Annotated in this window: 20 protein-coding genes; all 20 read right to left on the reverse strand. The window is 69.5% G+C overall.

Annotation, left to right across the window (positions count from 1 at the left end; genetic code table 11):
- Positions 1-52 precede the first annotated feature (52 nt).
- Positions 53-1,045, reverse strand: a complete 993-nt coding sequence (locus ABID81_RS11425) for a DNA topoisomerase IB (protein WP_354594913.1) — start codon at positions 1,043-1,045, stop codon at positions 53-55.
- Between the two features lie 85 nt (positions 1,046-1,130).
- Entirely contained in the window at positions 1,131-1,343 is a 213-nt protein-coding gene (locus tag ABID81_RS11430; protein ID WP_354594914.1) for an Rv0909 family putative TA system antitoxin, read from the reverse strand.
- Positions 1,344-1,468: 125 nt separating this feature from the next.
- Positions 1,469-2,659 (reverse strand): elongation factor Tu, encoded by a 1,191-nt coding sequence (gene tuf / locus ABID81_RS11435; RefSeq protein ID WP_043593375.1) that lies wholly within the window; start codon positions 2,657-2,659, stop codon positions 1,469-1,471.
- Between the two features lie 128 nt (positions 2,660-2,787).
- Positions 2,788-4,902, reverse strand: a complete 2,115-nt coding sequence (gene fusA, locus ABID81_RS11440) for an elongation factor G (protein WP_354594915.1) — start codon at positions 4,900-4,902, stop codon at positions 2,788-2,790.
- Between the two features lie 87 nt (positions 4,903-4,989).
- Positions 4,990-5,460 carry a 30S ribosomal protein S7 gene (rpsG, locus tag ABID81_RS11445; protein WP_055799861.1) on the reverse strand — a complete coding sequence of 157 codons (471 nt, stop codon included), beginning with the start codon at positions 5,458-5,460 and terminating at the stop codon, positions 4,990-4,992.
- Positions 5,460-5,834, reverse strand: a complete 375-nt coding sequence (rpsL, locus tag ABID81_RS11450) for a 30S ribosomal protein S12 (protein ID WP_056043579.1) — start codon at positions 5,832-5,834, stop codon at positions 5,460-5,462. Before rpsL ends, rpsG begins: the two co-directional genes overlap by 1 nt.
- A 220-nt stretch (positions 5,835-6,054) precedes the next feature.
- Complete coding sequence (locus ABID81_RS11455) at positions 6,055-6,633, reverse strand: DUF6121 family protein (RefSeq protein ID WP_354594916.1); 579 nt, start codon at positions 6,631-6,633, stop codon at positions 6,055-6,057.
- A 175-nt stretch (positions 6,634-6,808) separates the two neighbouring features.
- The gene (locus ABID81_RS11460) at positions 6,809-7,597 is read right to left on the reverse strand and encodes a hypothetical protein (RefSeq protein WP_354594917.1); all 789 of its coding nucleotides are present in this window, start codon (positions 7,595-7,597) and stop codon (positions 6,809-6,811) included.
- Positions 7,598-7,599: 2 nt separating this feature from the next.
- Positions 7,600-8,259 carry a hypothetical protein gene (locus ABID81_RS11465; protein WP_354594918.1) on the reverse strand — a complete coding sequence of 220 codons (660 nt, stop codon included), beginning with the start codon at positions 8,257-8,259 and terminating at the stop codon, positions 7,600-7,602.
- Positions 8,256-9,305, reverse strand: a complete 1,050-nt coding sequence (gene pilM, locus ABID81_RS11470; RefSeq protein WP_354594919.1) for a type IV pilus assembly protein PilM — start codon at positions 9,303-9,305, stop codon at positions 8,256-8,258. Before pilM ends, ABID81_RS11465 begins: the two co-directional genes overlap by 4 nt.
- Positions 9,306-9,333: 28 nt before the next feature.
- The gene (locus ABID81_RS11475; protein ID WP_354594920.1) at positions 9,334-10,173 is read right to left on the reverse strand and encodes a prepilin peptidase; all 840 of its coding nucleotides are present in this window, start codon (positions 10,171-10,173) and stop codon (positions 9,334-9,336) included.
- On the reverse strand, positions 10,170-11,951 hold the full coding sequence (locus ABID81_RS11480; RefSeq protein ID WP_354594921.1) for a hypothetical protein: 1,782 nt from the start codon (positions 11,949-11,951) through the stop codon (positions 10,170-10,172). Before ABID81_RS11480 ends, ABID81_RS11475 begins: the two co-directional genes overlap by 4 nt.
- Complete coding sequence (locus ABID81_RS11485; RefSeq protein WP_354594922.1) at positions 11,948-12,634, reverse strand: type IV pilus modification PilV family protein; 687 nt, start codon at positions 12,632-12,634, stop codon at positions 11,948-11,950. Before ABID81_RS11485 ends, ABID81_RS11480 begins: the two co-directional genes overlap by 4 nt.
- Positions 12,631-14,046 (reverse strand): carboxypeptidase-like regulatory domain-containing protein, encoded by a 1,416-nt coding sequence (locus ABID81_RS11490; RefSeq protein ID WP_354594923.1) that lies wholly within the window; start codon positions 14,044-14,046, stop codon positions 12,631-12,633. The genes ABID81_RS11485 and ABID81_RS11490 overlap by 4 nt, the downstream gene beginning before the upstream one ends.
- Before the next feature lie 98 nt (positions 14,047-14,144).
- A complete protein-coding gene (locus ABID81_RS11495; protein WP_502915214.1) occupies positions 14,145-14,621 on the reverse strand; it encodes a type II secretion system protein in 477 nt (158 codons plus the stop codon).
- Between the two features lie 294 nt (positions 14,622-14,915).
- Entirely contained in the window at positions 14,916-16,148 is a 1,233-nt protein-coding gene (locus tag ABID81_RS11500) for a type II secretion system F family protein (RefSeq protein ID WP_354594924.1), read from the reverse strand.
- Positions 16,148-18,100: a type IV pilus twitching motility protein PilT gene (locus ABID81_RS11505; RefSeq protein WP_354594925.1), complete on the reverse strand. Its 1,953-nt coding sequence runs from the start codon at positions 18,098-18,100 to the stop codon at positions 16,148-16,150. Before ABID81_RS11505 ends, ABID81_RS11500 begins: the two co-directional genes overlap by 1 nt.
- Before the next feature lie 46 nt (positions 18,101-18,146).
- Positions 18,147-19,808 (reverse strand): GspE/PulE family protein, encoded by a 1,662-nt coding sequence (locus ABID81_RS11510; protein WP_354594926.1) that lies wholly within the window; start codon positions 19,806-19,808, stop codon positions 18,147-18,149.
- A gap of 218 nt (positions 19,809-20,026) precedes the next feature.
- The gene (locus tag ABID81_RS11515; protein ID WP_354594927.1) at positions 20,027-21,193 is read right to left on the reverse strand and encodes a GNAT family N-acetyltransferase; all 1,167 of its coding nucleotides are present in this window, start codon (positions 21,191-21,193) and stop codon (positions 20,027-20,029) included.
- Positions 21,194-21,388: 195 nt separating this feature from the next.
- A complete protein-coding gene (locus ABID81_RS11520; RefSeq protein WP_354594928.1) occupies positions 21,389-25,270 on the reverse strand; it encodes a DNA-directed RNA polymerase subunit beta' in 3,882 nt (1,293 codons plus the stop codon).
- Between the last annotated feature and the right edge of the window lie 18 nt (positions 25,271-25,288).

Raw genomic sequence — 25,288 nt, forward strand, 5'->3', positions numbered from 1 at the left:
GTCACGGCGACGACCACCACGGGACCGGGAGGCTCCCGCCGCGCGGAGCCCCTCACCGGAAGAGGAGGGCCCTGACCTCGGACTCGGCGGCGTGCACGCGCGCCGGATCGATCGTCTCGCCGTGGTGGTACGCGTCGACGAGCCGCGGGTCGACGTACGACGACTTCGCCACGGCCGGGGTGTTGCCGAGCACGTCGGCGGCGTCCCGCATCGCCTGGGCCAGCGACCTCGACCGGCGGGAGGCCGACGCCTGCGGCCCGGAGCGGGCCAGGCTGACGGCGGCGGCGACGGTGCCGTGCAACGTGCGGAAGTCCTTCGCGGTGAACTCGTCGCCCGCGCGCTCCTTCACGTACTCGTTGATCTCGGTCGCTCGCAGCGGGTGCCAGGCCGCGCGCGCCTCCTGCGCTCCCCCGGCCTCGACCTTCCAGGCCAGCAACCGCGCCCGCCCACCGCGCCGCTTGAGGCTGCGCACGACGGCCGCGAGGTCGGCGTCGCGGATGTCGGAGTCCCAGTCCTGGCCGCTCTTGCCGGGGAAGGCGAGCGCCACCGTGTCGCCCGAGACGGTGGCGTGCGCACACAGCAGCGTCGAGAGTCCGTGGCTGCCGTGCTCCTGCGCGTACCGTTCCGACCCGACGCGCAGCGACCCCGTGTCGAGCATGCGGAAGGCCGCGGCCAGCACGCGGTCCCGCCCGGCGCCCTCGAGGCGGAGGTCTCGCGTCACGAACCGTCGAGCGGTCGGCAACGACTCGGCCAGGGCCAGGGCGCGGTCGAACTTGATGCGGTCCTTCTGCTCACGCCAGGTGGGGTGGTAGATGTACTGCCGCCGTCCGGCGGTGTCGAGGCCCATGGCCTGGATGTGCCCGTTGTCGTAGGGCGAGATCCACACGTCCGTCCAGGCGGGCGGGATCGCCAGGTGCTCGATGCGCGCGCGCAGCTCGGCGTCGGCCACTGCGGTGCCGTCGGCCGTGCGGTACGAGAAGCCGCGCCCGGCTCGCACGCGGGTGAGGCCGGGCCGGCTCGAGTCGGTCCTCCGGAGGCGCGGCATCGGTCGAGTGAACACCGCGCGTCACCGAGGGGGCTGGGCGGGGTACAGCGGAGCCCCCGCCGTCGGGCGGGGGCTCCGGCGGACCCTACTGGTTGCCGATCTTCTTGTCGGCCTGCTCTTTCGCCTGTCGGATCTTGTCGGTGTGCTTGCCACCGGTCGCCTTGTCGGCGGCGTTCGCCACCGCGTCGAGGACGTTGTCGCTGATGCCCTCGGCCTTCTCGCTCTTGAGCGCGTCCTGCACCTTGCCGTCCTGCAGGAAGGCCTGGGCCTTCTTGGTGATGTCGTCGAAGCCTGCCATGACGTCCTCCCGTCGGCGCCGGACCGTCCGACGTCACGTCCATCGTGCACCGGGAACGCGAAAGAGGCCAGACCCCCTGGGGCCTGACCTCTCTCGTCAGATCAGTGGTGCTGCGTGAGCAGGACCTACTTGTTGATCTTGGTGACCGTGCCGGCACCGACCGTGCGGCCACCCTCGCGGATGGCGAAGCGCAGACCGGCTTCCATGGCGATCGGCTGGATCAGCTGGACGCTGATCTCGGTCGTGTCGCCGGGCATGACCATCTCGGTGCCCTCGGGCAGCGTGATGACACCCGTGACGTCGGTGGTGCGGAAGTAGAACTGCGGACGGTAGTTCGCGTAGAACGGGTTGTGACGCCCACCCTCGTCCTTGGACAGGATGTAGACGTTCGCCTCGAACTCGGTGTGCGGCGTGACCGAACCGGGCTTGACGACGACCTGGCCGCGCTCGACGTCCTCGCGCTTGGTGCCGCGGAGGAGGAGACCGGTGTTGTCGCCGGCCTGGGCCGAGTCGAGCAGCTTGCGGAACATCTCGATGCCGGTGACGGTGGTCTTGACGGTCGGGCGGATGCCGACGATCTCGACCTCTTCGTTGACGTTGAGCTGACCGCGCTCGACACGACCGGTGACGACGGTTCCACGACCGGTGATCGTGAAGACGTCCTCGATGGGCATGAGGAAGGGCTGGTCGGTGGCGCGAACGGGCTCGGGCACGTTCTCGTCGACGGCGTTCATCAGCTCGGCGACCGTCTCGGCCCACTTCTCGTCACCCTCGAGGGCCTTGAGAGCGGAGACCTGGACGATCGGGGCGTTGTCGCCGTCGAACTCCTGGCTCGAGAGCAGCTCGCGGACCTCGAGCTCGACGAGCTCCATGATCTCTTCGTCGTCGACCATGTCGGCCTTGTTCAGCGCGACGACGATGTAGGGCACGCCGACCTGACGGGCGAGCAGGACGTGCTCACGCGTCTGGGGCATCGGACCGTCGGTGGCGGCGACGACGAGGATCGCGCCGTCCATCTGAGCCGCACCGGTGATCATGTTCTTGACGTAGTCGGCGTGGCCGGGGGCGTCGACGTGAGCGTAGTGGCGCTTCTCGGTCTGGTACTCGACGTGCGAGATGTTGATCGTGATGCCGCGCTGCTTCTCTTCAGGCGAGTTGTCGATCTGGTCGAACGCCGACGCCGTGTTGAGGGTGGGGTACTTGTCGTGCAGGACCTTGGTGATCGCCGCGGTGAGCGTGGTCTTGCCGTGGTCGACGTGACCGATGGTTCCGATGTTGACGTGCGGCTTGGTCCGCTCGAACTTGGCCTTAGCCACTGTGGGTCCTCCTCAGGACTCGGTTGCGGTGCGGCCGGGGGCCGGGTCGATGACCCGGCCTACCGGACGCCTCGCGGATTGGTGTGTGTACATGTTACGCGGTCGTCGGACGACCACGCGGTTCAGGACTATTCGCCCTTGTTCTTCTGGATGATCTCTTCGGCGACGGCCGAGGGCACCTCTTGGTACGACTCGAACGTCATCGAGTAGACGGCCCGGCCCGAGGTCTTCGACCGCAGGTCGCCGACGTAACCGAACATCTCCGACAGCGGCACGCTGGCCCGAACGACCTTCACACCACTGGCGTCTTCCATCGACGAGATCTGCCCGCGACGCGAGCTGAGGTCGCCGATGACGTCGCCCATGTATTCCTCGGGCGTACGGACCTCGACCGCCATGAGCGGCTCGAGGAGAACGGGCTGGGCCTTGCGAGCCGCCTCTTTGTAGGCGATCGACCCAGCGATCTTGAACGCCATCTCGGACGAGTCGACGTCGTGCGCCGCACCGTCCAGGAGGATGGCGCGGACACCCACGGTGGGGTAGCCGGCGAGGACGCCGACCTGCATGGCGTCCTGGATCCCGGCGTCGACCGACGGGATGTACTCGCGCGGGACGCGACCACCCGTGACCTTGTTCTCGAACTCGTAGGTCGACTCGGCCGTGACCTCGAAGGGCTCGAGGGCGATCTGCACCTTGGCGAACTGACCCGAACCACCGGTCTGCTTCTTGTGGGTGTAGTCGTAGCGCTCGATGCCCTTCTTGAGGGTCTCGCGGTACGCGACCTGGGGCTTGCCCACGTTGGCCTCGACGTTGAACTCGCGCTTCATGCGGTCGACCAGGATGTCGAGGTGGAGCTCGCCCATGCCCTTGATGACCGTCTGGCCCGTCTCGGCGTTGAGCTCGACGCGGAACGTCGGGTCTTCTTCGGCGAGCTTCTGGATGGCCAGCGAGAGCTTCTCCTGGTCGGCCTTGGTCTTCGGCTCGATGGCGACCTCGATGACGGGCTCGGGGAACGTCATCGACTCGAGGACGATCTGCTCGGCCGGGTCGCACAGGGTGTCACCGGTGGTGGTGAACTTGAGACCGATGACGGCGTAGATGTGACCGGCGGTCACGCTGTCGACCGGGTTCTCCTTGTTGGAGTGCATCTGGAAGATCTTGCCGATGCGCTCCTTCTTGTCTTTGGTCGAGTTGATGACCTGGGCGCCGGACTCGATCGAACCCGAGTAGACGCGGACGTAGGTCAGACGACCGAAGAAGGGGTGCACCGCGACCTTGAAGGCCAGAGCCGAGAAGGGCTCGGTCGACTCGGGCTTGCGGATGATGATCTTCTCGGCGTCACGGACGTCGTGGCCCTCCATCGGAGGCACGTCGAGCGGCGAGGGCAGGTAGTCGATGACCGCGTCGAGCATGGGCTGCACGCCACGGTTCTTGAAGGCCGAACCACAGAAGATCGGGTAGAGCTCGGAGTTGACCGTCATCTTGCGGACGGCGGCCTTGATCTCGGCGATCGTGAGCTCTTCGCCACCGAAGTACTTCTCGAGCAGCACGTCGTCGGACTCGGCGACGGTCTCGAGCAGCTTCGCGCGGTACTCGGCCGCCTTCTCCTTGAGGTCTTCCGGGATCTCTTCGATCTCGTACTTCGCACCCAGCTCGACGTCACCCTTGGCGTCGCCGCGCCACGTGAGGGCACGCATCTCGACCAGGTCGACGACGCCCTCGAACGAGCTCTCGGAACCGATCGGGAGCTGCATCACCAGCGGCTTGGCGCCGAGGCGGTTGATGATCGTGTCGACCGTGAAGTAGAAGTCGGCACCGAGCTTGTCCATCTTGTTGACGAAGCAGATGCGCGGCACGTCGTACTTGTCGGCCTGACGCCAGACGGTCTCGGACTGGGGCTCGACGCCCTCCTTGCCGTCGAAGACGGCGACGGCACCGTCGAGCACGCGGAGCGAACGCTCGACCTCGACCGTGAAGTCGACGTGACCGGGGGTGTCGATGATGTTGATCTGGTTCTTGTTCCAGAAGCAGGTCGTCGCCGCCGAGGTGATCGTGATGCCACGCTCTTGCTCCTGCGCCATCCAGTCCATCGTGGCCGCACCGTCGTGGACCTCACCGATCTTGTGGGTGATGCCCGTGTAGTACAGGATGCGCTCGGTGGTCGTCGTCTTGCCAGCATCGATGTGCGCCATGATGCCGATGTTGCGGACCTTGTTCAGGTCGGTGAGCACGTCCTGTGCCACGGGTTCCTCCGAAGGGGTAGGTGGGGAAGTTGGGGGGACGAGGAGGTGCGGTGCGCGTCGTGCGCACACCGCGCCTCCTCGTGCCGGTTACCAGCGGTAGTGCGCGAAGGCCTTGTTCGACTCGGCCATCTTGTGGGTGTCCTCACGACGCTTGACAGCGGCGCCGAGACCGTTCGACGCGTCGAGGATCTCGTTCATGAGACGCTCGGTCATCGTCTTCTCGCGACGGGCCTTGGCGTAGCTGGTGAGCCAGCGGAGGGCCAGGGTGTTGGCGCGGTGGGGCTTGACCTCGACGGGGACCTGGTAGGTCGAACCGCCGACGCGGCGCGAGCGGACCTCGAGCGTGGGGCGCACGTTGTCGAGCGCCTTCTTCAGCGTGGCGACCGCGTCCTGGTCGTTCTTGGCGGAGACGCCGGCGAGGGCACCGTAGACGATGCGCTCGGCGAGGCCCTTCTTGCCGTCGAGGAGGATCTTGTTGACGAGCTGGCTGACGATCGGCGCACCGTAGACCGGGTCGGCGACGACAGGGCGCTTGGGAGCGGGTCCTTTACGAGGCATTACTTCTTCTCTGCTTTCGCTCCGTAGCGGCTGCGGGCCTGCTTGCGGTTCTTGACGGCCTGCGTGTCGAGGGCGCCACGGACGATCTTGTAGCGCACGCCGGGGAGGTCTTTCACACGACCGCCGCGGACGAGCACCATCGAGTGCTCTTGCAGGTTGTGGCCCTCGCCGGGGATGTAGGCGGTGACCTCGGTGCCGTTCGAGAGCTTGACGCGGGCGACCTTGCGGAGCGCCGAGTTCGGCTTCTTGGGGGTGGTGGTGTACACACGGGTGCACACCCCACGCTGCTGGGGGTTGGCCTTCAGGGCGGGGGCCTTGGTCTTGACGACCTTCGGCGTGCGTCCCTTGCGGACCAGTTGCTGAATGGTGGGCACTGGTTCTCCTCGTCGGATCTCGACGGCGTCTTGTCGGACGCGCCGAGTCGCGCTGCTCTCGCATCGCTCTGCTCTGTCCGGCTGATCAGCCGGCATCCTCGTCTCGGTGACCGAGACGGTCTGCCCGTCCCGGCCGTGAGGTCGAGGGGGCGATATTCGGGCGCGCGGTCAGGCGCACACCCGAAAGAGCTTATCTTGCGCTAGGGCCTTAATCAAATGGTCACGAGTCGGACGGTCGGGGCTGCGGACGCCCCGGGTCGACGCGCGAGACGGCGAGCGTGCCCGCGACGACGAGGCCGGCGCAGACGGCCGAACCGATCACGAAGGGCGAGACGGCGTAGCGCGCCGCGAAGAGCAGCACCCACACGAGCTCCTGCCGCACCAGGCCGTAGACGACTCCCCCGACGACGAGCATCAGGGCGTAGACCAGCGCGGCGGCGACGATCGACGGGACGAGGAGGTGCGGTGCGGGCCCCCGGGGGCCGGCCACCTCGTCGCCGGCACCGGCGGACGCCCTGTCCGTCACGGTCGGGCGGCCGAGCACGGCGGGCTGGGCGGGGAAGGTGCCCCGCACCTCCGGAGCCTTGTGGTCGCGGGCGTCGGAGAGCGCTGCCGAGCGCAACAGCGACAGGAGCACGACCAGGACGGCCGCCGCGACCATGAGCGGGCCGAGCAGGGTGCCGGCGTCGGGTTCGTCGATCGGGTCACGGTCGAGCAGCAGGGCCTCGAAGCCCGCCACCATGATGACGAGCGCACCGAACAGGACGGTGCCCATGACGGCGTACACGGCTCGGGACATCGTTCGAGGCTACGCGCCCTCGGGAGGCGCGGTGGACGCCGTCAGCCGGCACCGCGCCACGAGGTGGACGCGCCGCCATGATCTCTCGTGGCGGCGTGTCCACTCCGTGGCGCGGTGTCCCTCTCCGTCGGCGTGGTGCCGACGGAGGTCGCACGCTGCTCTCGGAGGTCGCCGGCTACTCGCCGGCGGCGGTGTCGGAGCTCGTGCCGTCGGTGCCCTCGGCCGTCGTCGCGGGCGTCTCGGCGGCCTGCTCGGCCTGGGTGGCGGCGGCGTCCTGCAGCACGTAGACGAGCCCGCCGACGGTCCACTGGTCGGGGACGCCGGCGGCGTCGCCGGCCTCCGAGCTGCCGGTGCTGGCGAAGGTGGTCACGAGGAACAGCCGCGAGCCCCCCTGCAGCTTCGAGAGGAAGTCGCGGGCCTGGGCGTAGCTGCCCTGGATGCTGACCGTGATCGGGATCGACGAGAAGTTCGACGCGGTGACGAGCGGGTCGGTCACGAGCTCGGGCGCCGTGGGCGACGCGGGCGCCGTGGCCGGTGCCGTGGCCGACGCGTCGGTCGACGCGGAGTCGGACGCGGCCGCGTCGGTGGCGGCGGGCGCGGCGACGTCGGTGGTCGTGGGCTCGTAGGCCGCCGCGTCGGACGAGGTGAACCCGGTCACGGTGGTCCCCGAGGCCCCCGCCAGCTGGTCGAGCTCGGTGAGGAACGACGACAGGGCGGCCTGGGACGGCACGGAGGTGTCGAGCGTGGCCAGCTCGGACTTGAGGTCGGGCAGCTTCGCGTTGTCCGCCTCGAGGGTCGCGAGGCTCGCGCGCAGGGTCGCGTTCTGCGTCTCGACGCTCTGCTGCTGCGACTCGGCGCTTGTGGCGGCCACGAGCTGCGGCTGCACCCCCACGAGGAACCCGAGGGCCAGCACGACGACGCCGGTCAGGACGGCGCCGATCAACATCATGCGGTTGCGGTCCATGGTCAGTCACCCGTCGTCTGGTCGAAGCGGCCCGAGAAGGCGTCCGCCGTGATGTGCATCGTGATGTCGGCCTTGTAGACGCCCTCCTCGAGCGCCACCGAGCCCGGCTGGGCGTCGGCGAAGCCGGGCAGGGTCGCCAGGCCGTTCAGCCAGTCGGGCACGGACGGCAGGGTCGGGCTCGTCGCCTGGAAGGTGAGGGTCGCGACCCGCGATCCCTGCAGCGGAGCCGTGGGCTGCGTGTACTGGACGAGGGGCGAGGCCTGGTCGAGCGAGACGCTGACGATGGTCACGCCGACGGGCAGGGTGCCCTGCACCTTCTCGAGGTAGGCAGGCCAGTCGATGTCGGTCGACCCGCCGACCTTCTGCGCGGCCTCGACCAGGTCGAGCTGGCCCTGGGTCGCCTTGAGGTCGGCGTACTTCGTCTGCGACATGAGCAGCGACTGGGTCTCGGCCTGCGCCATCATCAGGACGTCCTCGGCCTGCATGCGCTGCAGGAACGCGGCGCCCGACCCGATGCCGACCACGACGGCGACCACGACCACGCCGGCCCAGGCACGGCGGACGAGGGCCGCGGTCCGACGCTCGGCGCGGACCTCGGGAGGCAGCAGGTCGACGCGGGGCGCGCCTCCCACGGCGATGCCGGTGTCTTTCCGGGTCCTCATGCTGCGCTCCCCAGGGCGAGGCCGAGGGCCACGGTCAGGTCGGTCGACCGGGACCGCAGGGCGGTCTCGTCGAGGTTCTTCGCGAAGCCCACCGTCGCGAACGGGTCGGCGAGCGCCACCGGCAGGCGGGTGACCTCGCTGAGCGCCTCGGGCAGGCCGGGCAGCGAGGCTCCCCCGCCGGCGATCATGATGCCCGCGACGGTCTCGGTCGGGCGGGTGTTCACGTAGTACTGGATGGTGTTGCGCAGGCTGCCGAGCAGCTCGTTGACCGACTCGAAGATGGCGCTCGAGGCGGCCTGCTCGTCGGGCGTCGTGACGGTCGTGGCGAGGCCCCGGCCGTACTTGATGCCCTCGGCGACCTGGGCCGAGACCTCGAGCTTCGCCGCGACGGCCTGCGTCACGTCGTCGCCCCCCGAGGGGATGATGCGCACGAACTGCGGCACGCCGTCGGCGATCATGATCACCGAGGTCGTGCTGTGCCCGATCTCGACGAGCGCCACCGTGCCCGCGATGCGCGGACGCGTGACGAGGAGGCGCGTGTTCGAGAACGGGATGAGGTCGACGCCCAGCGTGGTCAGGCCGGCGAGCTTGCTGGCCTGCACGTTGCCGAGCACGGCGTCCTTGACCGCGGCGATGAGCAGCCCGTGGACGACGGGACCGTTCTCGCCGAGCCCCTCGGCGTACGGGTAGAAGTCGAGCAGGGCGTCGGCGACCGGCACCGGCAGCATGTCCTGCACCTGGAACGGCAGCATCTCGCGGATGCGCTGGCGCGAGGCCTTCGGCACGGTCATGTCGCGGGCGAGCACCCGCTGGTTGCCCATGCCGAGCACGACGCGCTTGCTCTTGAAGCCGCCGGCGGACCAGAGCTGCTTCAGCGTGCCGGCGACGGTCTGCGACTCGATGACCTCTCCGCGGCTCGCGGACCCCTCGGGCAGGGCGACCTCGCTGAACCGCACGATGGTCGGCTTGGCCTTGTCGACGTCGGCGACCTCGACCGCGCGCACGAAGCGGCTGCCGATGTCGATGCCCACGATGTTCTTGCCCATCAGTTCTGCTCTCTGTCAGCTCGCCGGGTCATGCCAGGCCGAGGAGGGTGAGGTACGCCGTGGCGACGGTGCCGCCGGCGAAGACGCCGACCCAGGCGCCCGCGAGCATCCAGGGTCCGAAGGGGATGCCGCCCGTGCGCTGCACGCGCCGGGTGGCGAGGAGGGCGACGGCGAACAGGCCGCCGAGCAGGAACGCCGCGAAGGCGCCCACCGCGAACTCGCCCCAGCCGAGCCAGGCGAGGTACAGGCCGAGCACGCCGGCGAGCTTGACGTCGCCGAAGCCCATCCCGCCCGGGTACGACAGGGCCGCGATGAGGTAGAAGGCGAAGAGCGAGGCCAGGCCGATGGCGGCCCGGACGAGCGCCGGCCAGTCCCCCACGAGGATGCTCGAGGCCGCCAGGAGGGCGCCCCCGACCGCGTAGGACGGCAGGACGATCGCGTTCGGCAGCCGGTGGTGCTCGAGGTCGATCACGGCGAGCGCCACGCTCACGCCGGCCAGCCAGAGGAAGGCGACGAGCGAGAGGAGGCGCGACACGAGCGGCAGGGCCTCGGTCGGCACGTCGGACAGCGGCCACAGGCGGGCGGCGACGAGCACGAAGAACACGCCGGTCGCGAGTTCGACGATCGGGTAGCGGGCCGAGATCGAGGTTCGGCAGTCACGGCACCGGCCGCCGAGGGCGAGCCAGCTGACCACGGGCACGTTGTCGCGGCGCCGGATCGGCGTGGAGCAGCCGGGGCAGGCGCTGGCCGGTCGCGCGACCGAGAGGCCGGCCGGCACGCGGTACACGACGACGTTGAGGAACGAGCCGATCAGCAGGCCGAAGCCCCCGGCGACGAGGACCGCGACGGTCCAGGGTGCGACGATCACGAGGCTGCTCCCGTCGAGGTGAACGCGGCCTTGACCTCGGTCTGCGTCGTGACGCCGTACGAGGTGGTGACCGGGCTGAGGAACTTGGGCGGCGCGAGGTAGCGCAGCCGCGTGTCGTACGCGTACGCCTTGATGTAGCCGTTCGAGCCGTTGCGGACGATGCCCCGGTGGGCTTGGGCGATGGACCCCTTGACCGTCAGGGTGCCCCGGTCGCCACCACGCGAGTAGTTCTGGACCAGGAACGAGTGCTGGACCGAGATGATGGCCGCGTCGATCTCGCGACCCGAGTCGCCGAGCATCGACCTGCCGCTCGTGTTGACCGGGTTCCAGACCCACGCGACGCCGTCGGACGCGAGACCCAGGATGTTCGTGCTGGCGTTCGTCGACGAGTACGTCAGGTCGCCCGTGACGTAGAGGTAGTTCTGGGCGGCGATCGTCAGCTGACCCTGGAAGGTGCCCTTGACGAAGACGTCACCGCTGCGGGCGCCGTAGGCGCAGGCGCCCCGTCCGGGCCCACCGGCGATCGTCGAGTTCGGGACCGACTCGTTCGCGAGCGGATAACCGACGTGGTTGTCCGAGCAGGACGTCTCGGTCAGGTCGCCGGTCGAGGCCCGGGCGTTCACGTTGGGCGTGGCGTTCCCGGCGGGCAGGGCGGGGATGTTCTGGACGTAGATCAGGTTGTTGGTCGGCACGGGGATCGTGGCCCCGCCGGGCGAGCCGAGCTGACCGGCCTTGGTGCCGGGGGTGCCGCACTCGGACGGTGCGCTGCCGGCGGTGGCGTCCGCGTTCGCGATGCGCGTCATGACCGTGTACGGCGACTTGACGGTCATCCTGCCGTCGGCGGTGAAGACGATGTCGGTGGGTCCCGTGTAGAGGCAGCCCGGGCGGGGCACCTCGGTGGGCAGGTCGGTGCGGGTCTCGCGCACCTTGTCGCTGTTCGTGTCGGGCATCTGCACGGTGGCGACCTGACCGGGTGCTCCCTTGCCGAAGAACTGACCCGAGCAGGCGTTGTTGTTCGAGTCGACCTTCGCGTACGCCTTGCCCACGGTGGGGTCGGCCGTCGTCACGACCTCCTTGAAGGTGGCCTGGCAGATGCGCATCGTGTCGTTCGAGTGGGCGGGGCCGTAGATCGTGTCGCCGCCGCTAAACGAGATCTCGCCGCAGTCGTCGCCGAAGGTGCGGCCCTCCCACGCGTGCTTCGAGCAGGCGGGGTTCGTGCTCCGCGACAGCGTGGGGTCCTGCGACTCGATGTCCGTGAAGTAGAGGTAGTCGATGAACCCCTTCTGGCGCAGGTCCGCGATGACCGAGCGGGTGGACGTGCCGACCTTGCCGGTGACCCGGATGCGCAGGTCGCCCGAGCCGACGTACTTCGAGTTGTCGACCTCGTAGCGGTACTGGGCCAGGTCCGAGCTGCCGGGGACCGACGCCCACGTGCCCGAGGTGCCGTAGCCGAAGGCCTTGTTGGCCTGGGTGCCCGTCGGCAGGGTCAGGGCGCTGCCGCTGGCCTTGCTGAAGGGGGCGTTCGCGTCGCCGTACTGCTGGTAGCTGTTGTCGTTCGCCAGACGCGACTGGTACTCCTCGACGCCGGCGTAGGCCGCGGCGAGCGCGGCGTTCCAGTTCTGGTCGGTGCCGGCCTTCTTCAAGCCGCTGGTCGCGACGGTCAACGCCGTCGCGGCCATGATCACGAGGACCATGCCGAAGATCAGGGTGATGGCCATCGCCATGCCGCTCTCGGATGAGGGACCGCCGAGGCCGAGACGGGTGCGCAGGGTGGTCATGTGGTCACGCCTCCGGCGAGGTTCGAGAGCGAGACGGTGTTCTGCAGGGTGACCGCCTGGCTCGAGGACGTGCTGGTCCGGTCGATGGTGAGGGTGATCGTCACCGCCGCGATCGACGACAGCTGCGTCGTGGTCAGTGCCCCCGACGCGTCGGGGACGAGGGGGGTGCCCGCGAAGTCGAGGTAGGCGAAGAGCGGCGTGCCGCTGCTCGCGGGGGTGACGACCGAGCCGCCGACCGTCCGGGTGGTCGCCGGGGAGGTGAACTGGTAGAAGCCCCCGGTCACGGTCGTGGCGACGATGCTGCTGGAGGTGAGGGAACGGTCGGCCGCGACCCGGAAGGTCACCTGGCGGGGCACCGTGGTCGCCGCGTCCGTCACGTTCACCGCGGACGACAGGGTCATGCTCTCGGTCGACGCGGCCGTGAACGACGCGGCCTGGGTGCCGTCGGCCCGTGGGATGGTGCGGGCGGCCCGGATCGTGCGGGCCAGGTCGTTCATGACGTTGGAGGCGACCCGGGTGTTGCCGTCGACGCCACGTGCTTGGGCCGTGGCCTTCGTCAGCGACACGAAGGTCGTCGAGACGATGGTGACGACGATGCCGAACACCATGATGGCGACGATGAGTTCGGCGAGGCTCACGCCGTCGTCGTCACGTCGGGCGATGACACGTCGCAGCGCGCTCACGAGGCGGGCCTCGGGTCGAGGGTGACCACGTTGGCGACCCCGCCACCACCGCCGAAGATGGCGCCGATGATGCTGCCGACCAGCCCGCTGATGGTCAGCGACCGAAGGTTGTTCGTCGACGTGCCCGACGTGATGACCCAGGTGCCGTAGGGCAGGGCGATCGTCATCTCGTTCGCGGAGGTCTTGTTCTTGACCGTGAACGTGTAGGTCTGGGTCGCCGCGCAGCCGGGGTCGCCGTTGAGTGCCGTGGTCGACTTCGCCTGGACGATCGTGTCGCTGCCCGAGGCCAGCTTGATCGTCGTGACGCCCATCGGCAGCGGGTAGGCCGCGGTCTTGTCCGAGGCGGCGACGAACGGCTGCCGGGCCGCCGTCTTGCCCTTGGCGTTGGCCGGCCAGGCGGCCGGGTCGGGCGAGAGGCAGCTGCCCCCGGACGTACCGGCCGGCAGGTAGGTGCCGGCGATCATCTGGTAGCCGGTCGCGAGCGGGAAGAGGTAGGCGTCGCTGTCGGGACCGGTGAGCACGTAGGGCTCTGGGCCACCGAGGACGGTCGTCTTGAGGTCGTTCGGCAGGGCGACGGTGCTGCCCGTGTAGGTCGACGCGTAGTCGAGGACGAAGTCGTCGCCGAGCTCGTACGTGAAGGGGACGCCGGCGGTGTCGCCCTTGACGACCGAGATGCCGGTCTTCACCGGGGCGGACTGCTGACGGGCGTCGCGGTAGGGCGCACCGTCGGCCCGCGAGATGGTCACCTTGTACACGCCGGGCAACACCTTGATGGCGACCGAGCAGCCGTCGGCGTTCGTCGGTGCGGGCTTCGACCCCGAGGTGAGCGCCTTGCCCGGGGCGCTCGACGCCGAGTCGGGTTCGACGGTCACGAGGACGCCGGGGACGGGCGCGCCCTTCGTGTCCTTGACGCCGACGACGATGGTGCCGGTGTCCTGGTCGTTGAGGCGGCTGTTCGGCGCGAGGATCGTGTCGCTGCGCACCGGAGCGGTCGTCGAACGCATGCCCGACCAGGTGACGGACACCTGAAGGCGCTTGTAGAAGAGCGAACCGTTGCCCGAGGCGGCGGCCGGGGTGCAGGTGGCGTCGACGCCCGTGGTGGTGATCCACGCGGCGGTCTGGGCGACGGTGAAGGTGGTGCCGTTGACGACGGTCGTCGTCGTGCGCGACGCGACCGCGACCACGTCGGTGACGCTGCGGGCGACGTCGACGGCCTGGGACGCCAGGTTGGCGGCGACCTCGCGGCTGCGGTTGTCGCTCGACATGGTCAGCGTGGTGCCGACCGCGACGATCGAGCCGACGGTGATGATGGCGAAGACCAGGAGGGCGACGACCACCTCGACGATCGACAGCCCGGCGTCGCGGGCCTCGGGGTCGAGGGGTCGCAGACGGGCGCTGAGGCGTTGGAACACGGTGGGTCACCTCCCGGTCGGGTCGAGGGTGTACGGGGTCTGTGGCCGAGGGGTGCGGCGGCGAGACGCCACCGCACCCCTCGGGGGGAAGGCCAGGGTCAGCTGGCGATGGTGCAGGCGGTCTCGCTGACACCGGAGTTGCCGGTCGCGTAGAACTTCTTGTTCGTCGAGCTCGTGCCGATGATGCAGAACGAGTCGGCGGCCGTGGAGGACTTGCCGAACTGGAGGCTCGTCGTGCTGTCGCTGATCGTCGCACCCGCACCGGCCCAGTCGGGGGTCGTCGACGTGCCCGCGGCGGGCTTCGCCGTCTGCGAGAAGGTCACGGCCGCGGGGAGGTTGCTCGTGGCGTTCGTCTGCAGGCTGATGACGGCTGTCTTGAGGTTCGTCACATCGCTCTTCACCGACGAGTCCTTGGCGTTGTTCTGCACGCCGAGGTACACCGGGATGGCGATCGCGGCGAGGATGCCGATGATGATGACGACGACGAGGAGCTCGATCAGGGTGAAGCCCTTGTCCTTGTCTTCGGCGAGGTTCTGGCGGCGGGCGCTGAGCTTGCCCATGAGGGTGAAGTACATGTCGCTGGTCCTGTTCGGTCGGGTGCGGGAGTGGTTGTCTCGGTGATCGGGTGGGCGGTCACTGAGCTCCGCCGAGATCGATGGTGCCACCTGGGAAAGTGCCCCAGAATCCCTTGGAAGGGGGGTTTTCGGCTGCGACACGGCCCCAGTTCGGGTATCCCCCGAAAGGCCGAAAAGGGCCGGTCAGCACCCGTTCGTGGGTAGACCGGGTCGTCGCCGGACGCCGGACACGCGAAGGAGGCGCGAGCCGGCCTCGTGAGCCGGCCCGCGCCTCCTGCGGGGTCGCCTGGCGCGCTACTTGATGAGCGACGTGATCTGGAAGATGGGCAGGTACAGCGCCACGATCATGCCGCCGACGACGACGCCCAGGAAGGCGATCAGCAGGGGCTCGATCAGGGCCGTCAACGACTCGGTGGTCGACTTGACCTCTTGGTCGTAGAAGTCGGCGACCTTCTCGAGCATCGTCTGCAGCGAGCCCGAGTCCTCGCCGACCGAGATCATCTGCGTGACCATCGACGGGAACACGCCCGACTCGGTCAACGGACCGGCGATGGACTCGCCCTGCCGCACCGACTCTGCCACCTTGACCAGCGCCTCCTCGAGCACGTAGTTGCCCGAGACCTCGCCCACGATCCGCAGGGCGGTGAGGATCGGCACGCCGGCCCCGATCATGTTCGAGAAGTTGCGGCTGAAGCGGGCGATCGCGATCTTGCGGAACAGCGCGCCGAAGACGGGCAACCGGAGCTTCAGAGGGTCGAGGAACGCCCGCACCTTGACCGAGTTCTTGTTCGTCCGCCACCAGATCGAGAACGCGATGCCCAGGACCGCGGCGATCGGCACGACGATCGGCATCGCCCGCGAGGCGTAGACGAGCATCATCGTCGGCAGCGGCAGCTGCCCGCCGAGGTTCGTGAACATGTCCTGGAAGATCGGCACGATGAACAGCAGCATCACGACGACGGCGACGAGCGACATGACGAGCACGACGACCGGGTAGGTCATGGCCGACTTGATCGTCGACCGCAGCGCCACCTCCTTCTCGAAGTTCTCGGCCGTCGACTCGAGCGCCTTGTCGAGGAACCCGCCGGTCTCCCCCGCCTTGATCATGTTGATCATCAGCGGCGGGAAGTCCTTGTCGTGCTTGCCGACCGCGTCCGAGAAGGAGACGCCGGTCTCGACGTCGTCGCGCACCTCGGCCATGATCTTCGCGAGCCGCTTGTTGTCGACCTGGTCGGCGAGGATCGTCAGGGTGCGCAGCAGCGACAGGCCCGAGCCGATCATGGTCGCCATCTGGCGCGACATGACGGCGATGTCCTTCATCTTGACCGCGCGGTCGCCGAGGCCGGGGATCGACACCTCGCGCTGCAGGCCCGTGCCGGCGCCGGCCTCGCTGATCGAGATCGGCTGCACGCCCATCGTGCGCAGGCGCGTGATGACGGCACCCTCGCTCGAGGCGTCGACCTTGCCCTTGACGACCTTGCCGGCCCCGTCGCGCCCCTTGTAGGCGTACGCCACCGCCCCGGCCATCAGGCGGCCCCGCCCGAGAACGAGTCGCCGAAGTCGATGCCGCTGTCGAGGCCCTGGCTCTCGGACTTGTTGATCACGCGCGTCACGAGGCGGTCGAACCCTTCACGGTCGTGCACCTTCTCCATGGCGGCCTTGTGCGTCACGACGCCGGTGTTCACCAGGTCGGCGAGCTTCTGGTCCATGGTGTGCATGCCGAGGTCGCGACCGGCCTGCATCGACGACGCGATCTGGTAGGTCTTGCCCTCGCGCACGAGGTTGCCGATGGCCGGGGTCATCATCATGATCTCGGTCGCCACGACCCGGCCGCGGCCGCTCGCCTTGGGCAGCAGCGTCTGGCAGACGACGCCCTGCAGCGTCGAGGCGAGCTGCGTCCGCACCTGGTCCTGCTGGTACGGCGGGAACACGTCGATGACGCGGTCGATGGTCTGGGCCGCGCTCTGCGTGTGCAGGGTCGCGAACACGAGGTGGCCGGTCTCGGCGGCGGTCAGCGCGACCGAGATGGTCTCGAGGTCGCGCAGCTCGCCGATCAGGATCACGTCGGGGTCCTGGCGCAGCACGTGCTTGAGCGCCGCCGCGAAGCTGTGCGTGTCGTGCCCGACCTCGCGCTGGTTGACGAGCGACTTCTTGTGCTGGTGCATGAACTCGATCGGGTCCTCGACCGTCACGATGTGGTCGGCCCGCGTGCGGTTCACCAGGTCGATCAGCGCGGCGAGGGTCGTCGACTTGCCCGACCCGGTCGGGCCCGTGACGAGCACGAGGCCACGCGGCAACTTGGCGAAGGTCGACACCGACTCGGGCACGCCCAGGTCGCCGAGCTGCTTGATCTCGGTCGGGATGAGCCGGAACGCCGCCCCCAGCGAGCCGCGCTGCTGGTAGAAGTTCACGCGGAACCGCGACTCGTCCGAGAGCGAGTACGCGAAGTCGAGCTCGAGCTCGTCGTCGAACCGCTGCTGCTGCTCGGGCGTGAGCAGGCTCTCGAGTGCCGTGCGGACGATCGCCGCGTCCCACACGGCGCCACCGGTCAGGGCGGGCCGCAGGTCGCCGTCGACCCGGATCGTCGGCATCGCGTCGGTCGTGACGTGCAGGTCGGAGGCGTTCTGCAGCACCACCTGGATGAGCGCCGAGACGAGGCCGGCGTGCGCGTGGTCGCGCGGGTGGCGGTGCAGCTCGATGCCGTGGAAGTCGGCGGTGTGCTCGGGCGTCGAGAGGGTCGCGGTCGGCGCGTCGGCGGCGACGTGCTGCGGGGCCGGGGCGTCCCAGGCGGAGGCACCCGTCGGGCTGGCCGGGACGGGTTCGGCCGACGGGAAGACGACCCCCTCGGCGGCGAACGGCGAGGCGGCCGAGCCGGACGTCGCCGGGAGCGCGACGGTGGACGCCGTGGGCGCGAGGTCCGTCGCGGAGCCGGCCCGCGCCTCCTGCGGGGCGGTCTGGGCCCGGGAGGCGCGGATCGGCTCGTCGAAGCGGGGGTCGACCCAGCCCGGTCGCGACGCCGAGGGCAGCACGTGGCCGGCGGGCGGTGGGCTGAGCGGCGCCGGGGCCGTCACCGAGGACGGGGCGGCGACGGACGACGGGGCCGCCGCCGACCGGGGCAGGACGGGCGAGGGGCCGGTGTCGGGGACGAGCAGGGCCTCCTGGTCGGCGAGCGCGGCCTTGTCGACCAACGCCTCGGCCAGGCGGGCGGCACGTCGGCTCGACGGCGCGCGGGTGGGCGTCCAGCCCATGACCGGGTCCTGACCGCCGTCGAGGCTGTAGACGGGCGACGGGGTCACGGCACCGGGCGCGGGCGAGGCGGGGGCCGGCGGGAACGGCGACGAGGCGGCGGACGCGGCCGCGGCGGACGTGGTCGTCGTCGTCGACCGGACCTCGTTGCCCGGGCGGCCGGGCGTCCAGCCCGCCAGGGCGGCGGCCTCGGCGGCCGCGTCGTCGGGGATGTCGTAGATCGAAGCGCTCATCGGAGGGCCCCCTCGTGGTCGGTCCGGACTCGGCCGGAGGCGGGCGTCACGCGACGACCCGCAGGATCTCTTCGACGCTGGTGAGGCCGAGCTTGGCCTTCTCCCAGCCGTCCTGACGCAGGCTCAACATGCCCTGCTCGCGGGCGACCCGGCCGATCTCGGCACTGGACGCGCGGCTCACCGCGAGCCGCTCGATGTCCTCGGAGACGCTCATCACCTCGTGCAGGGCGATGCGGCCGCGGTACCCGGTGTTGGAGCACTGCTGGCAGCCGACGGGCTGGTACACCGTCGGGTTCTCGTCGGGCTCGACCCGGAACTTCAGGTGCGCGAGCTGCAGCGGCGAGTAGGCCGTGGGCGTCTTGCACCGGTCGCAGAGCCGGCGCGCGAGGCGTTGGGCGACCACGCAGTCGATCGCCGACCCGACCAGGAACGGCTCGATGCCCATCTCGGTGAGCCGCGTGATGGCGCTCGGTGCGTCGTTGGTGTGCAGGGTGCTCAACACGAGGTGGCCGGTGAGGGACGCCTCGATGGCGATCTGCGCCGTCTCGTGGTCGCGGATCTCGCCCAGCAGCACGACGTCGGGGTCGGACCGCAGGATGCTGCGCAGCGCGCTCGCGAAGGTCAGGCCCGCCTTGGGGTTGACCTGCACCTGGTTGATGCCCTTCATGCGGTACTCGACCGGGTCCTCGACCGTGATGACGTTGATCTCGGGACGCGCCACGGCGTTGAGCGTCGTGTACAGCGTCGTCGACTTGCCCGACCCCGTGGGGCCGGTGACGAGGATCATGCCGTAGGGCTTCGAGTACGACTCGGCGTAGACGTCGAAGTTGCGCTCGAGCAGGTTGAGGTCGCGCAGGCTCATCGACGTGTTCGAGTTGTCGAGGATCCGCATGACGACCTTCTCGCCCCACACGGTCGGCAGCGTCGCCACCCGCAGGTCGATCTGACGGCCGCCGTGGCGCACCGACATGCGACCGTCCTGCGGCTTGCGACGCTCGGCGATGTCGATCTCGCTCATGATCTTGAGACGCGAGATGACGCCGTTCTGGATCGCCTTCGGTGCCGGCTGCATCTCGTGCAGCACGCCGTCGATGCGGTAGCGGATGCGCACGTCGGTCTCGGACGGCTCGATGTGGATGTCCGAGGCGTGGTCGGTGATGGCCTGGCTGACGAGCAGGTTGACGAACCGCACGATCGGCACGTCGTCGTCCGGGCCGTCCGTGATGTCGGCCGTCGCCTCGTGGGCCTTCTCCTCCTCGAGGGTCGACGTGAGGTCGTTGAGCTCGTCGTCGGCCCGCAGGTACCGGTCGATCGCGGCCCGCAGGTCGTTCTTCTCGGCGACGACGGGATCGACGCCCATGCGCAGGCCCGCGCGGACGTCGTCGATGGCGAACACGTCGCCGGGGTCCTCCATGGCCAGGATCAGCGCCCCGTCGCGCACCCCGATCGGCAGCACCTTGTGCCGGCGGCAGACGGCCGCGGGCACCATCGTCACGGCCGACCGGTCGACCGGGTAGTCGATCAGCTCGACGAAGTCGAGGTCGGCGGCGGTCGCCCGGGCACGGGCCACCTGCATCTCGGTGACCACCCCTCGCGACAGCAGGTCGCGGATCGATGCCTCCTCCTCGGCCGGGCCGCGCGGGATCACGTCGAGCTGCTCGATCGGCAACAGCCCGTGCAAGATCAGGATCTCGGTCATGGAAGCCACGCGTACCTCCTCGGAAGTACAGGGCCTCGGGGGTAGGACGACGAGGCCGTTCGACGCTCGGGGTCGGGACCGAGCTTGCCTCACGCTACGGCCGGGGCGTCGTCGCCGACACGTCCCAGAGCGGGTGCCCCTCGAAGGGGTGCGCCGGTCGACGGTCGACTGCGGGCGGGGCGGGGCGGTCGGATCGCGGGGGCGCGTCGGGTCGGGTCGGGTCGGCCTCAGTAGGCGCGGACCACCGTGGCGGATCGCCTCGCGGCCACGAACCCGGCCCGGTCGTAGAGGCCCAGGGCGCCCGTCGGGCTCGCCGAGTCGACGTCGAGCACGGCCACCTCGAGCCCCTCGGCGACGTGGGCCCTCAGGGTCGACGCGAGCAGGGACTGCGCGAGGTGCCGCCCCCGCCAGGCGCGTCGGACGCCGACGTACTCGACGTACGCGCACGGCCGACCGAGGGCGGCCCAGTCCTCGGGGTCGACGTCGCTCAGCACGAACGCGACCACCTGCTCGTCGGCCCCGGGGTCGTCGAGCGGACGCGCCACGGCGAGCAGGGAGAGGTCCTGCCGGAACGTGCTGGCGTCGACCATGCGGCCCCAACGCTCCTCACTCGTCGGCTGGCTGCCCCAGTGGTCGCGGAACGCGTCGTTGCGGGCCTGACGCGTCGCCTCGATCAGGTCGTCGGTCATCGTGACCAGGCGGACGGCCGGGTCGAGCGCGACGTCGACGATCGGTTCGGCGAGGTCGCGTCGCAGCTCGGTCCACCACCGCACCTCGTCGTAGCCGGCTCGGCGGAACGCCGCCCGCGAGGCACGGGCGTCCTCCTCGACGTCGGTCACGAGACCGGCCGGCAACACCTCGTCGCAGGTGGCCAGGTGCTGCTCGCCCCGGGACCGCTGCCAGTCGAGCAGCCGACGGCCGAGGCCCTCGCCACGACGTCGGGGGTCGACACCGCCGACGACCCCCACCCGCACGAGGCTGATCCGGGTCGGGGAGAGGTGGCTGAGGCCCCAGGCGACGAACTGCCCGTCGACGTCGACCCCGACGATGCTGTCGCGCCCGAGGTCGATGCCGGGCGAGGTGAGGTCGTCGCGCACGACCTCGAGCGAGCGGCCCCGGTCGGGGTGGTCGACGGCCCCGATGCGGGCACAGAGCGCGTGCAGGGGCACGAGGTCGTCGAGGGTCAGCGGCCGCCAGGTGACGCCCGCGACGGACTCGGGCGGTGCCACCCGGGCGGGTGCCGTCACCCGTTCTCGGACGGGCCGGTCGGCCGAGCCGACGGCGACGCCGTCGGCGGCCTCACCCCGGGCGACGACCATCGGGGTCGAGGTGGTCGGTGCCCCGGCAGCAGCGATCTCGGCGGCAGCGGTCTCGGTCGGCTGGTCGTCAGGCATCCGCCCATCCTGCCGGGCCGGACGCCCTCGTCGCCTCAGCCGGACGGCGGACCGATGTCGTCGACCGGCACGGGGCACGGGTCCCACGACGACGAAGGGCCCCGGTCCGCACGAGGTGCGGGACGGGGCCCTTCGAGGTGAGGCCTTCGGGAGGCGCGGTGCGGGTCAGACCCTCACCGCGCCTCCGTCAGTCGCTCAGTTGTAGGTGCCGGGCGTGAAGTCGTCCGACGAGAACGAGTCGAAGTCGACGAAGCTCAGGTCGGCCTCGTTGAACGACGCGTCATCGGTGAAGACGCGGTTGGGGTACCGCTCGGCCTTCGCCTCCTCGGTCGCCTCGACCGACACGTCGCGGTAACGCGACAGGCCGGTGCCCGCGGGGATGAGCTTTCCGATAATGACGTTCTCCTTCAGACCGACCAGCGGGTCGCTCTTGCCCTCCATCGCCGCCTGCGTCAGGACGCGGGTCGTCTCCTGGAAGGACGCGGCCGACAGCCACGACTCGGTCGCCAGCGAGGCCTTCGTGATGCCCATGACCTCTTGACGAGCGGACGCGGTCCGCTTGCCCTCGGTCAGTGCCGCACGGTTGATCTCGTTGTACTTCGACCGGTCGACGAGCTCACCGGGCAGCAGGTCGGTGTCGGCGTGGTCGACGACGGTGACCTTGCGGAGCATCTGACGGACGATGACCTCGATGTGCTTGTCGTGGATCGGCACGCCCTGCGAGCGGTAGACGTCCTGGACGCCCCCCACGAGGTGCTGCTGCACCGCACGGACGCCCTTCACGCGGAGGACCTCCTTCGGGTCGACCGCACCGGCGATGATCTGCTCACCGAGCTCGACGTGCTGACCGTCCTCGACGAGGAGGGTCGAGCGCTTGAGCACGGGGTAGATCACTTCTTCGTCGCCGTTGTCGGGCTGCAGGATGACGCGGCGGGCCTTGTCGGTGTCCTCGATCGTGATGCGACCGGCCGAGTCGGCGATCGGGGACGCACCCTTGGGCGTGCGGGCCTCGAACAGCTCGGTAACGCGGGGCAGACCCTGCGTGATGTCGTCGGCCGAGGCCGAACCACCGGTGTGGAAGGTGCGCATCGTCAGCTGCGTGCCGGGCTCACCGATCGACTGGGCCGCGATGATGCCGACGGCCTCACCGATGTCGACCAGGTTGCCGGTGGCCAGCGAACGGCCGTAGCACTGCGCGCAGACGCCGACCGCGGCCTCGCAGGTGAGGACGGAGCGGACCTTGATGGTCTCGACCCCGGCCGCCACGAGCTCGTCGATCAGCACGTCTCCGACGTCGGCGCCGGCCTCGGCCAGCACCGTGCCCTGGGCGTCGACCGCGGCGGCCGCGAGCGACCGGGCGAACACGGTGTTCTCGACGGTCGCGTCGCGCACCATGACGCCGTTGGCGTCGGGTGCGGCGATCGGCATCTCGAGTCCACGCGAGGTACCACAGTCGTCCTCACGGATGATGACGTCCTGCGACACGTCGACGAGACGACGGGTCAGGTACCCCGAGTCGGCCGTACGGAGGGCCGTGTCGGCCAGACCCTTGCGGGCACCGTGCGTCGCGATGAAGTACTCGGCCACCGACAGACCCTCGCGGTACGACGAGATGATCGGGCGGGGGATGATGTCACCCTTCGGGTTGTTCACCAGGCCTCGCATGCCGGCGATGTTGCGCACCTGCAGCCAGTTACCACGAGCACCCGACGTCACCATGCGGTTGATGGTGTTGTCGACCGGGAAGTTCGACCGCATCTCGGCGGCGACCTCGTTCGTGGCCTCCGTCCAGATCTTGATCAGGTCGGCACGACGCTCGGCGTCGGAGATGAGGCCCTTGTCGAACTCGGACTGCACCGCCGCGGCCTGCTTCTCGTAGCCCGCGACGATCTCGGGCTTGCGGGGAGGCGTGAGCACGTCGGACAGCGCCACGGTGACACCCGAACGCGAGGCCCAGTAGAAGCCCGCGTCCTTGATGTTGTCGAGGGCGGCCGCGACGGCGACCTTCGGGTAGCGCTCGGCGAGGTCGTTGACGATCGTCGAGAGCATGCCCTTGTCGGTCACCTGCTGCACGAACGGGTAGTCCGCCGGCAGGTTCTCGTTGAAGAGCGCGCGACCGAGGGTCGTCTCGAGCAGGATGTCCTGCCCGACCTCGTAGCCCTCGGGAGCCTCGCCCTCGGCGAAGTGCACGCCGTTCATGCGGATCTTGACCATCGCGTTGAGGTCGAGCGAGCCCTGGTCCTTCGCGAGGATCGCCTCGGCGACCGACGAGAAGGCACGGCCTTCGCCCTCGGCACCCTCGGTGACCGTCGTGAGGTAGTGCAGGCCGATGATCATGTCCTGCGCGGGCAGGGTCACCGGGCGACCGTCGGACGGCTTCAGGATGTTGTTCGACGCGAGCATCAGGATGCGCGCCTCGGCCTGGGCCTCGACGGACAGCGGCAGGTGCACGGCCATCTGGTCACCGTCGAAGTCGGCGTTGAACGCCGCGCAGACGAGCGGGTGCAGCTGGATGGCCTTGCCCTCGACCAGCTGGGGCTCGAACGCCTGGATGCCGAGACGGTGCAGCGTGGGCGCACGGTTCAGCAGCACGGGGCGCTCGCGGATGATCTCTTCGAGGACGTCCCAGACCTGCGGGCGCGAACGCTCGACCATGCGCTTGGCCGACTTGATGTTCTGAGCGTGGCTCAGGTCGATCAGGCGCTTGATGACGAACGGCTTGAACAGCTCGAGGGCCATCTGCTTGGGCAGACCGCACTGGTGCAGCTTGAGCGTCGGGCCGACGATGATGACCGAGCGACCCGAGTAGTCGACGCGCTTGCCGAGCAGGTTCTGGCGGAAGCGACCCTGCTTTCCCTTGAGCATGTCGCTCAGGGACTTCAGGGCGCGGTTGCCGGTGCCGGTGACGGGGCGACCACGACGGCCGTTGTCGAACAGGGCGTCGACGGCCTCTTGCAGCATGCGCTTCTCGTTGTTCACGATGATCTCGGGGGCACCGAGGTCGAGCAGGCGACGGAGGCGGTTGTTGCGGTTGATCACGCGACGGTAGAGGTCGTTCAGGTCGCTGGTCGCGAAGCGGCCACCGTCGAGCTGCACCATCGGGCGCAGCTCGGGCGGGATGACCGGGACGACGTCGAGGACCATGGCGGCCGGCGAGTTGCCGGTGGCCAGGAACGAGCTGACGACGCGCAGGCGCTTGATGGCGCGGATCTTCTTCTGACCCTTGCCCTCGGAGATCTGCAGGTGGAGGTTCTCGGCCTCGGTGGTGAGGTCGAAGGCCTCGAGGCGCTTCTTGATCGCCTCGGCGCCCATGTGGGCCTCGAAGTAGATGCCGAAGCGGTCCTGCAGCTCGTGGAAGACGGCGTCCTCGGGCTTGAGGTCGCCGACCTTGAGGTTGCGGAAGTCCTCCCACACGCGCTCGAGGCGGTTGATGTCCTCGTCGAACGACTTGCGGGTCTGCGACATCTCCTTCTCGGCGCCGTCCTTCGCACGACGCTTCTGGTCACTCTTCGCGCCTTCCTCCTCGAGGACGGCCAGGTCGTCCTCGAGCTTCTTCAGGCGGTCGGCGATGCGCGTGTCGCGCTGCGACTCGAGCTGCTTGATCTCGAGACGGAGCTCGTTCTCGAGCCCGGGCATGTCGGCGTGACGGCCCTCTTCGTCGATCGAGATGACCATGTAGGCCGCGAAGTAGATGACCTTCTCCAGGTCTTTCGGGGCCATGTCGAGCAGGTAGCCCAAGCGCGAGGGGACGCCCTTGAAGTACCAGATGTGCGTGACGGGGGCGGCGAGCTCGATGTGGCCCATGCGCTCACGACGCACGGACGACTTCGTGACCTCGACGCCGCAGCGCTCGCAGACGATGCCCTTGAAGCGGACGCGCTTGTACTTGCCGCACGCGCACTCCCAGTCACGCGAGGGCCCGAAGATCTGCTCTCCGAAGAGGCCGTCCTTCTCGGGCTTCAGCGTGCGGTAGTTGATGGTCTCCGGCTTCTTGACCTCACCGTGCGACCAGGCGCGGATGTTCTCGGCAGTGGCGAGGCCGATCCGCAGCTCATCGAAAGTTGTTGCTTCGATCAAAATTTAATCCCTTGTCAG

Source organism: Frigoribacterium sp. PvP054, from assembly GCF_040547465.1.
Lineage (GTDB): Bacteria > Actinomycetota > Actinomycetes > Actinomycetales > Microbacteriaceae > Frigoribacterium.

Coding starts and splice junctions, on each gene's coding strand:
- ABID81_RS11425 (WP_354594913.1), bottom strand. CDS start 1,045: ATGCCGCGCCTCCGGAGGACCGACTCGAGCCGGCCCGGCCTCACCCGC.
- ABID81_RS11430 (WP_354594914.1), bottom strand. CDS start 1,343: ATGGCAGGCTTCGACGACATCACCAAGAAGGCCCAGGCCTTCCTGCAG.
- rpsG (WP_055799861.1), bottom strand. CDS start 5,460: ATGCCTCGTAAAGGACCCGCTCCCAAGCGCCCTGTCGTCGCCGACCCG.
- ABID81_RS11455 (WP_354594916.1), bottom strand. CDS start 6,633: ATGTCCCGAGCCGTGTACGCCGTCATGGGCACCGTCCTGTTCGGTGCG.
- ABID81_RS11460 (WP_354594917.1), bottom strand. CDS start 7,597: ATGGACCGCAACCGCATGATGTTGATCGGCGCCGTCCTGACCGGCGTC.
- ABID81_RS11465 (WP_354594918.1), bottom strand. CDS start 8,259: ATGAGGACCCGGAAAGACACCGGCATCGCCGTGGGAGGCGCGCCCCGC.
- pilM (WP_354594919.1), bottom strand. CDS start 9,305: ATGGGCAAGAACATCGTGGGCATCGACATCGGCAGCCGCTTCGTGCGC.
- ABID81_RS11480 (WP_354594921.1), bottom strand. CDS start 11,951: ATGACCACCCTGCGCACCCGTCTCGGCCTCGGCGGTCCCTCATCCGAG.
- ABID81_RS11495 (WP_502915214.1), bottom strand. CDS start 14,621: ATGTACTTCACCCTCATGGGCAAGCTCAGCGCCCGCCGCCAGAACCTC.
- ABID81_RS11500 (WP_354594924.1), bottom strand. CDS start 16,148: ATGGCCGGGGCGGTGGCGTACGCCTACAAGGGGCGCGACGGGGCCGGC.
- ABID81_RS11505 (WP_354594925.1), bottom strand. CDS start 18,100: ATGAGCGCTTCGATCTACGACATCCCCGACGACGCGGCCGCCGAGGCC.
- ABID81_RS11515 (WP_354594927.1), bottom strand. CDS start 21,193: ATGCCTGACGACCAGCCGACCGAGACCGCTGCCGCCGAGATCGCTGCT.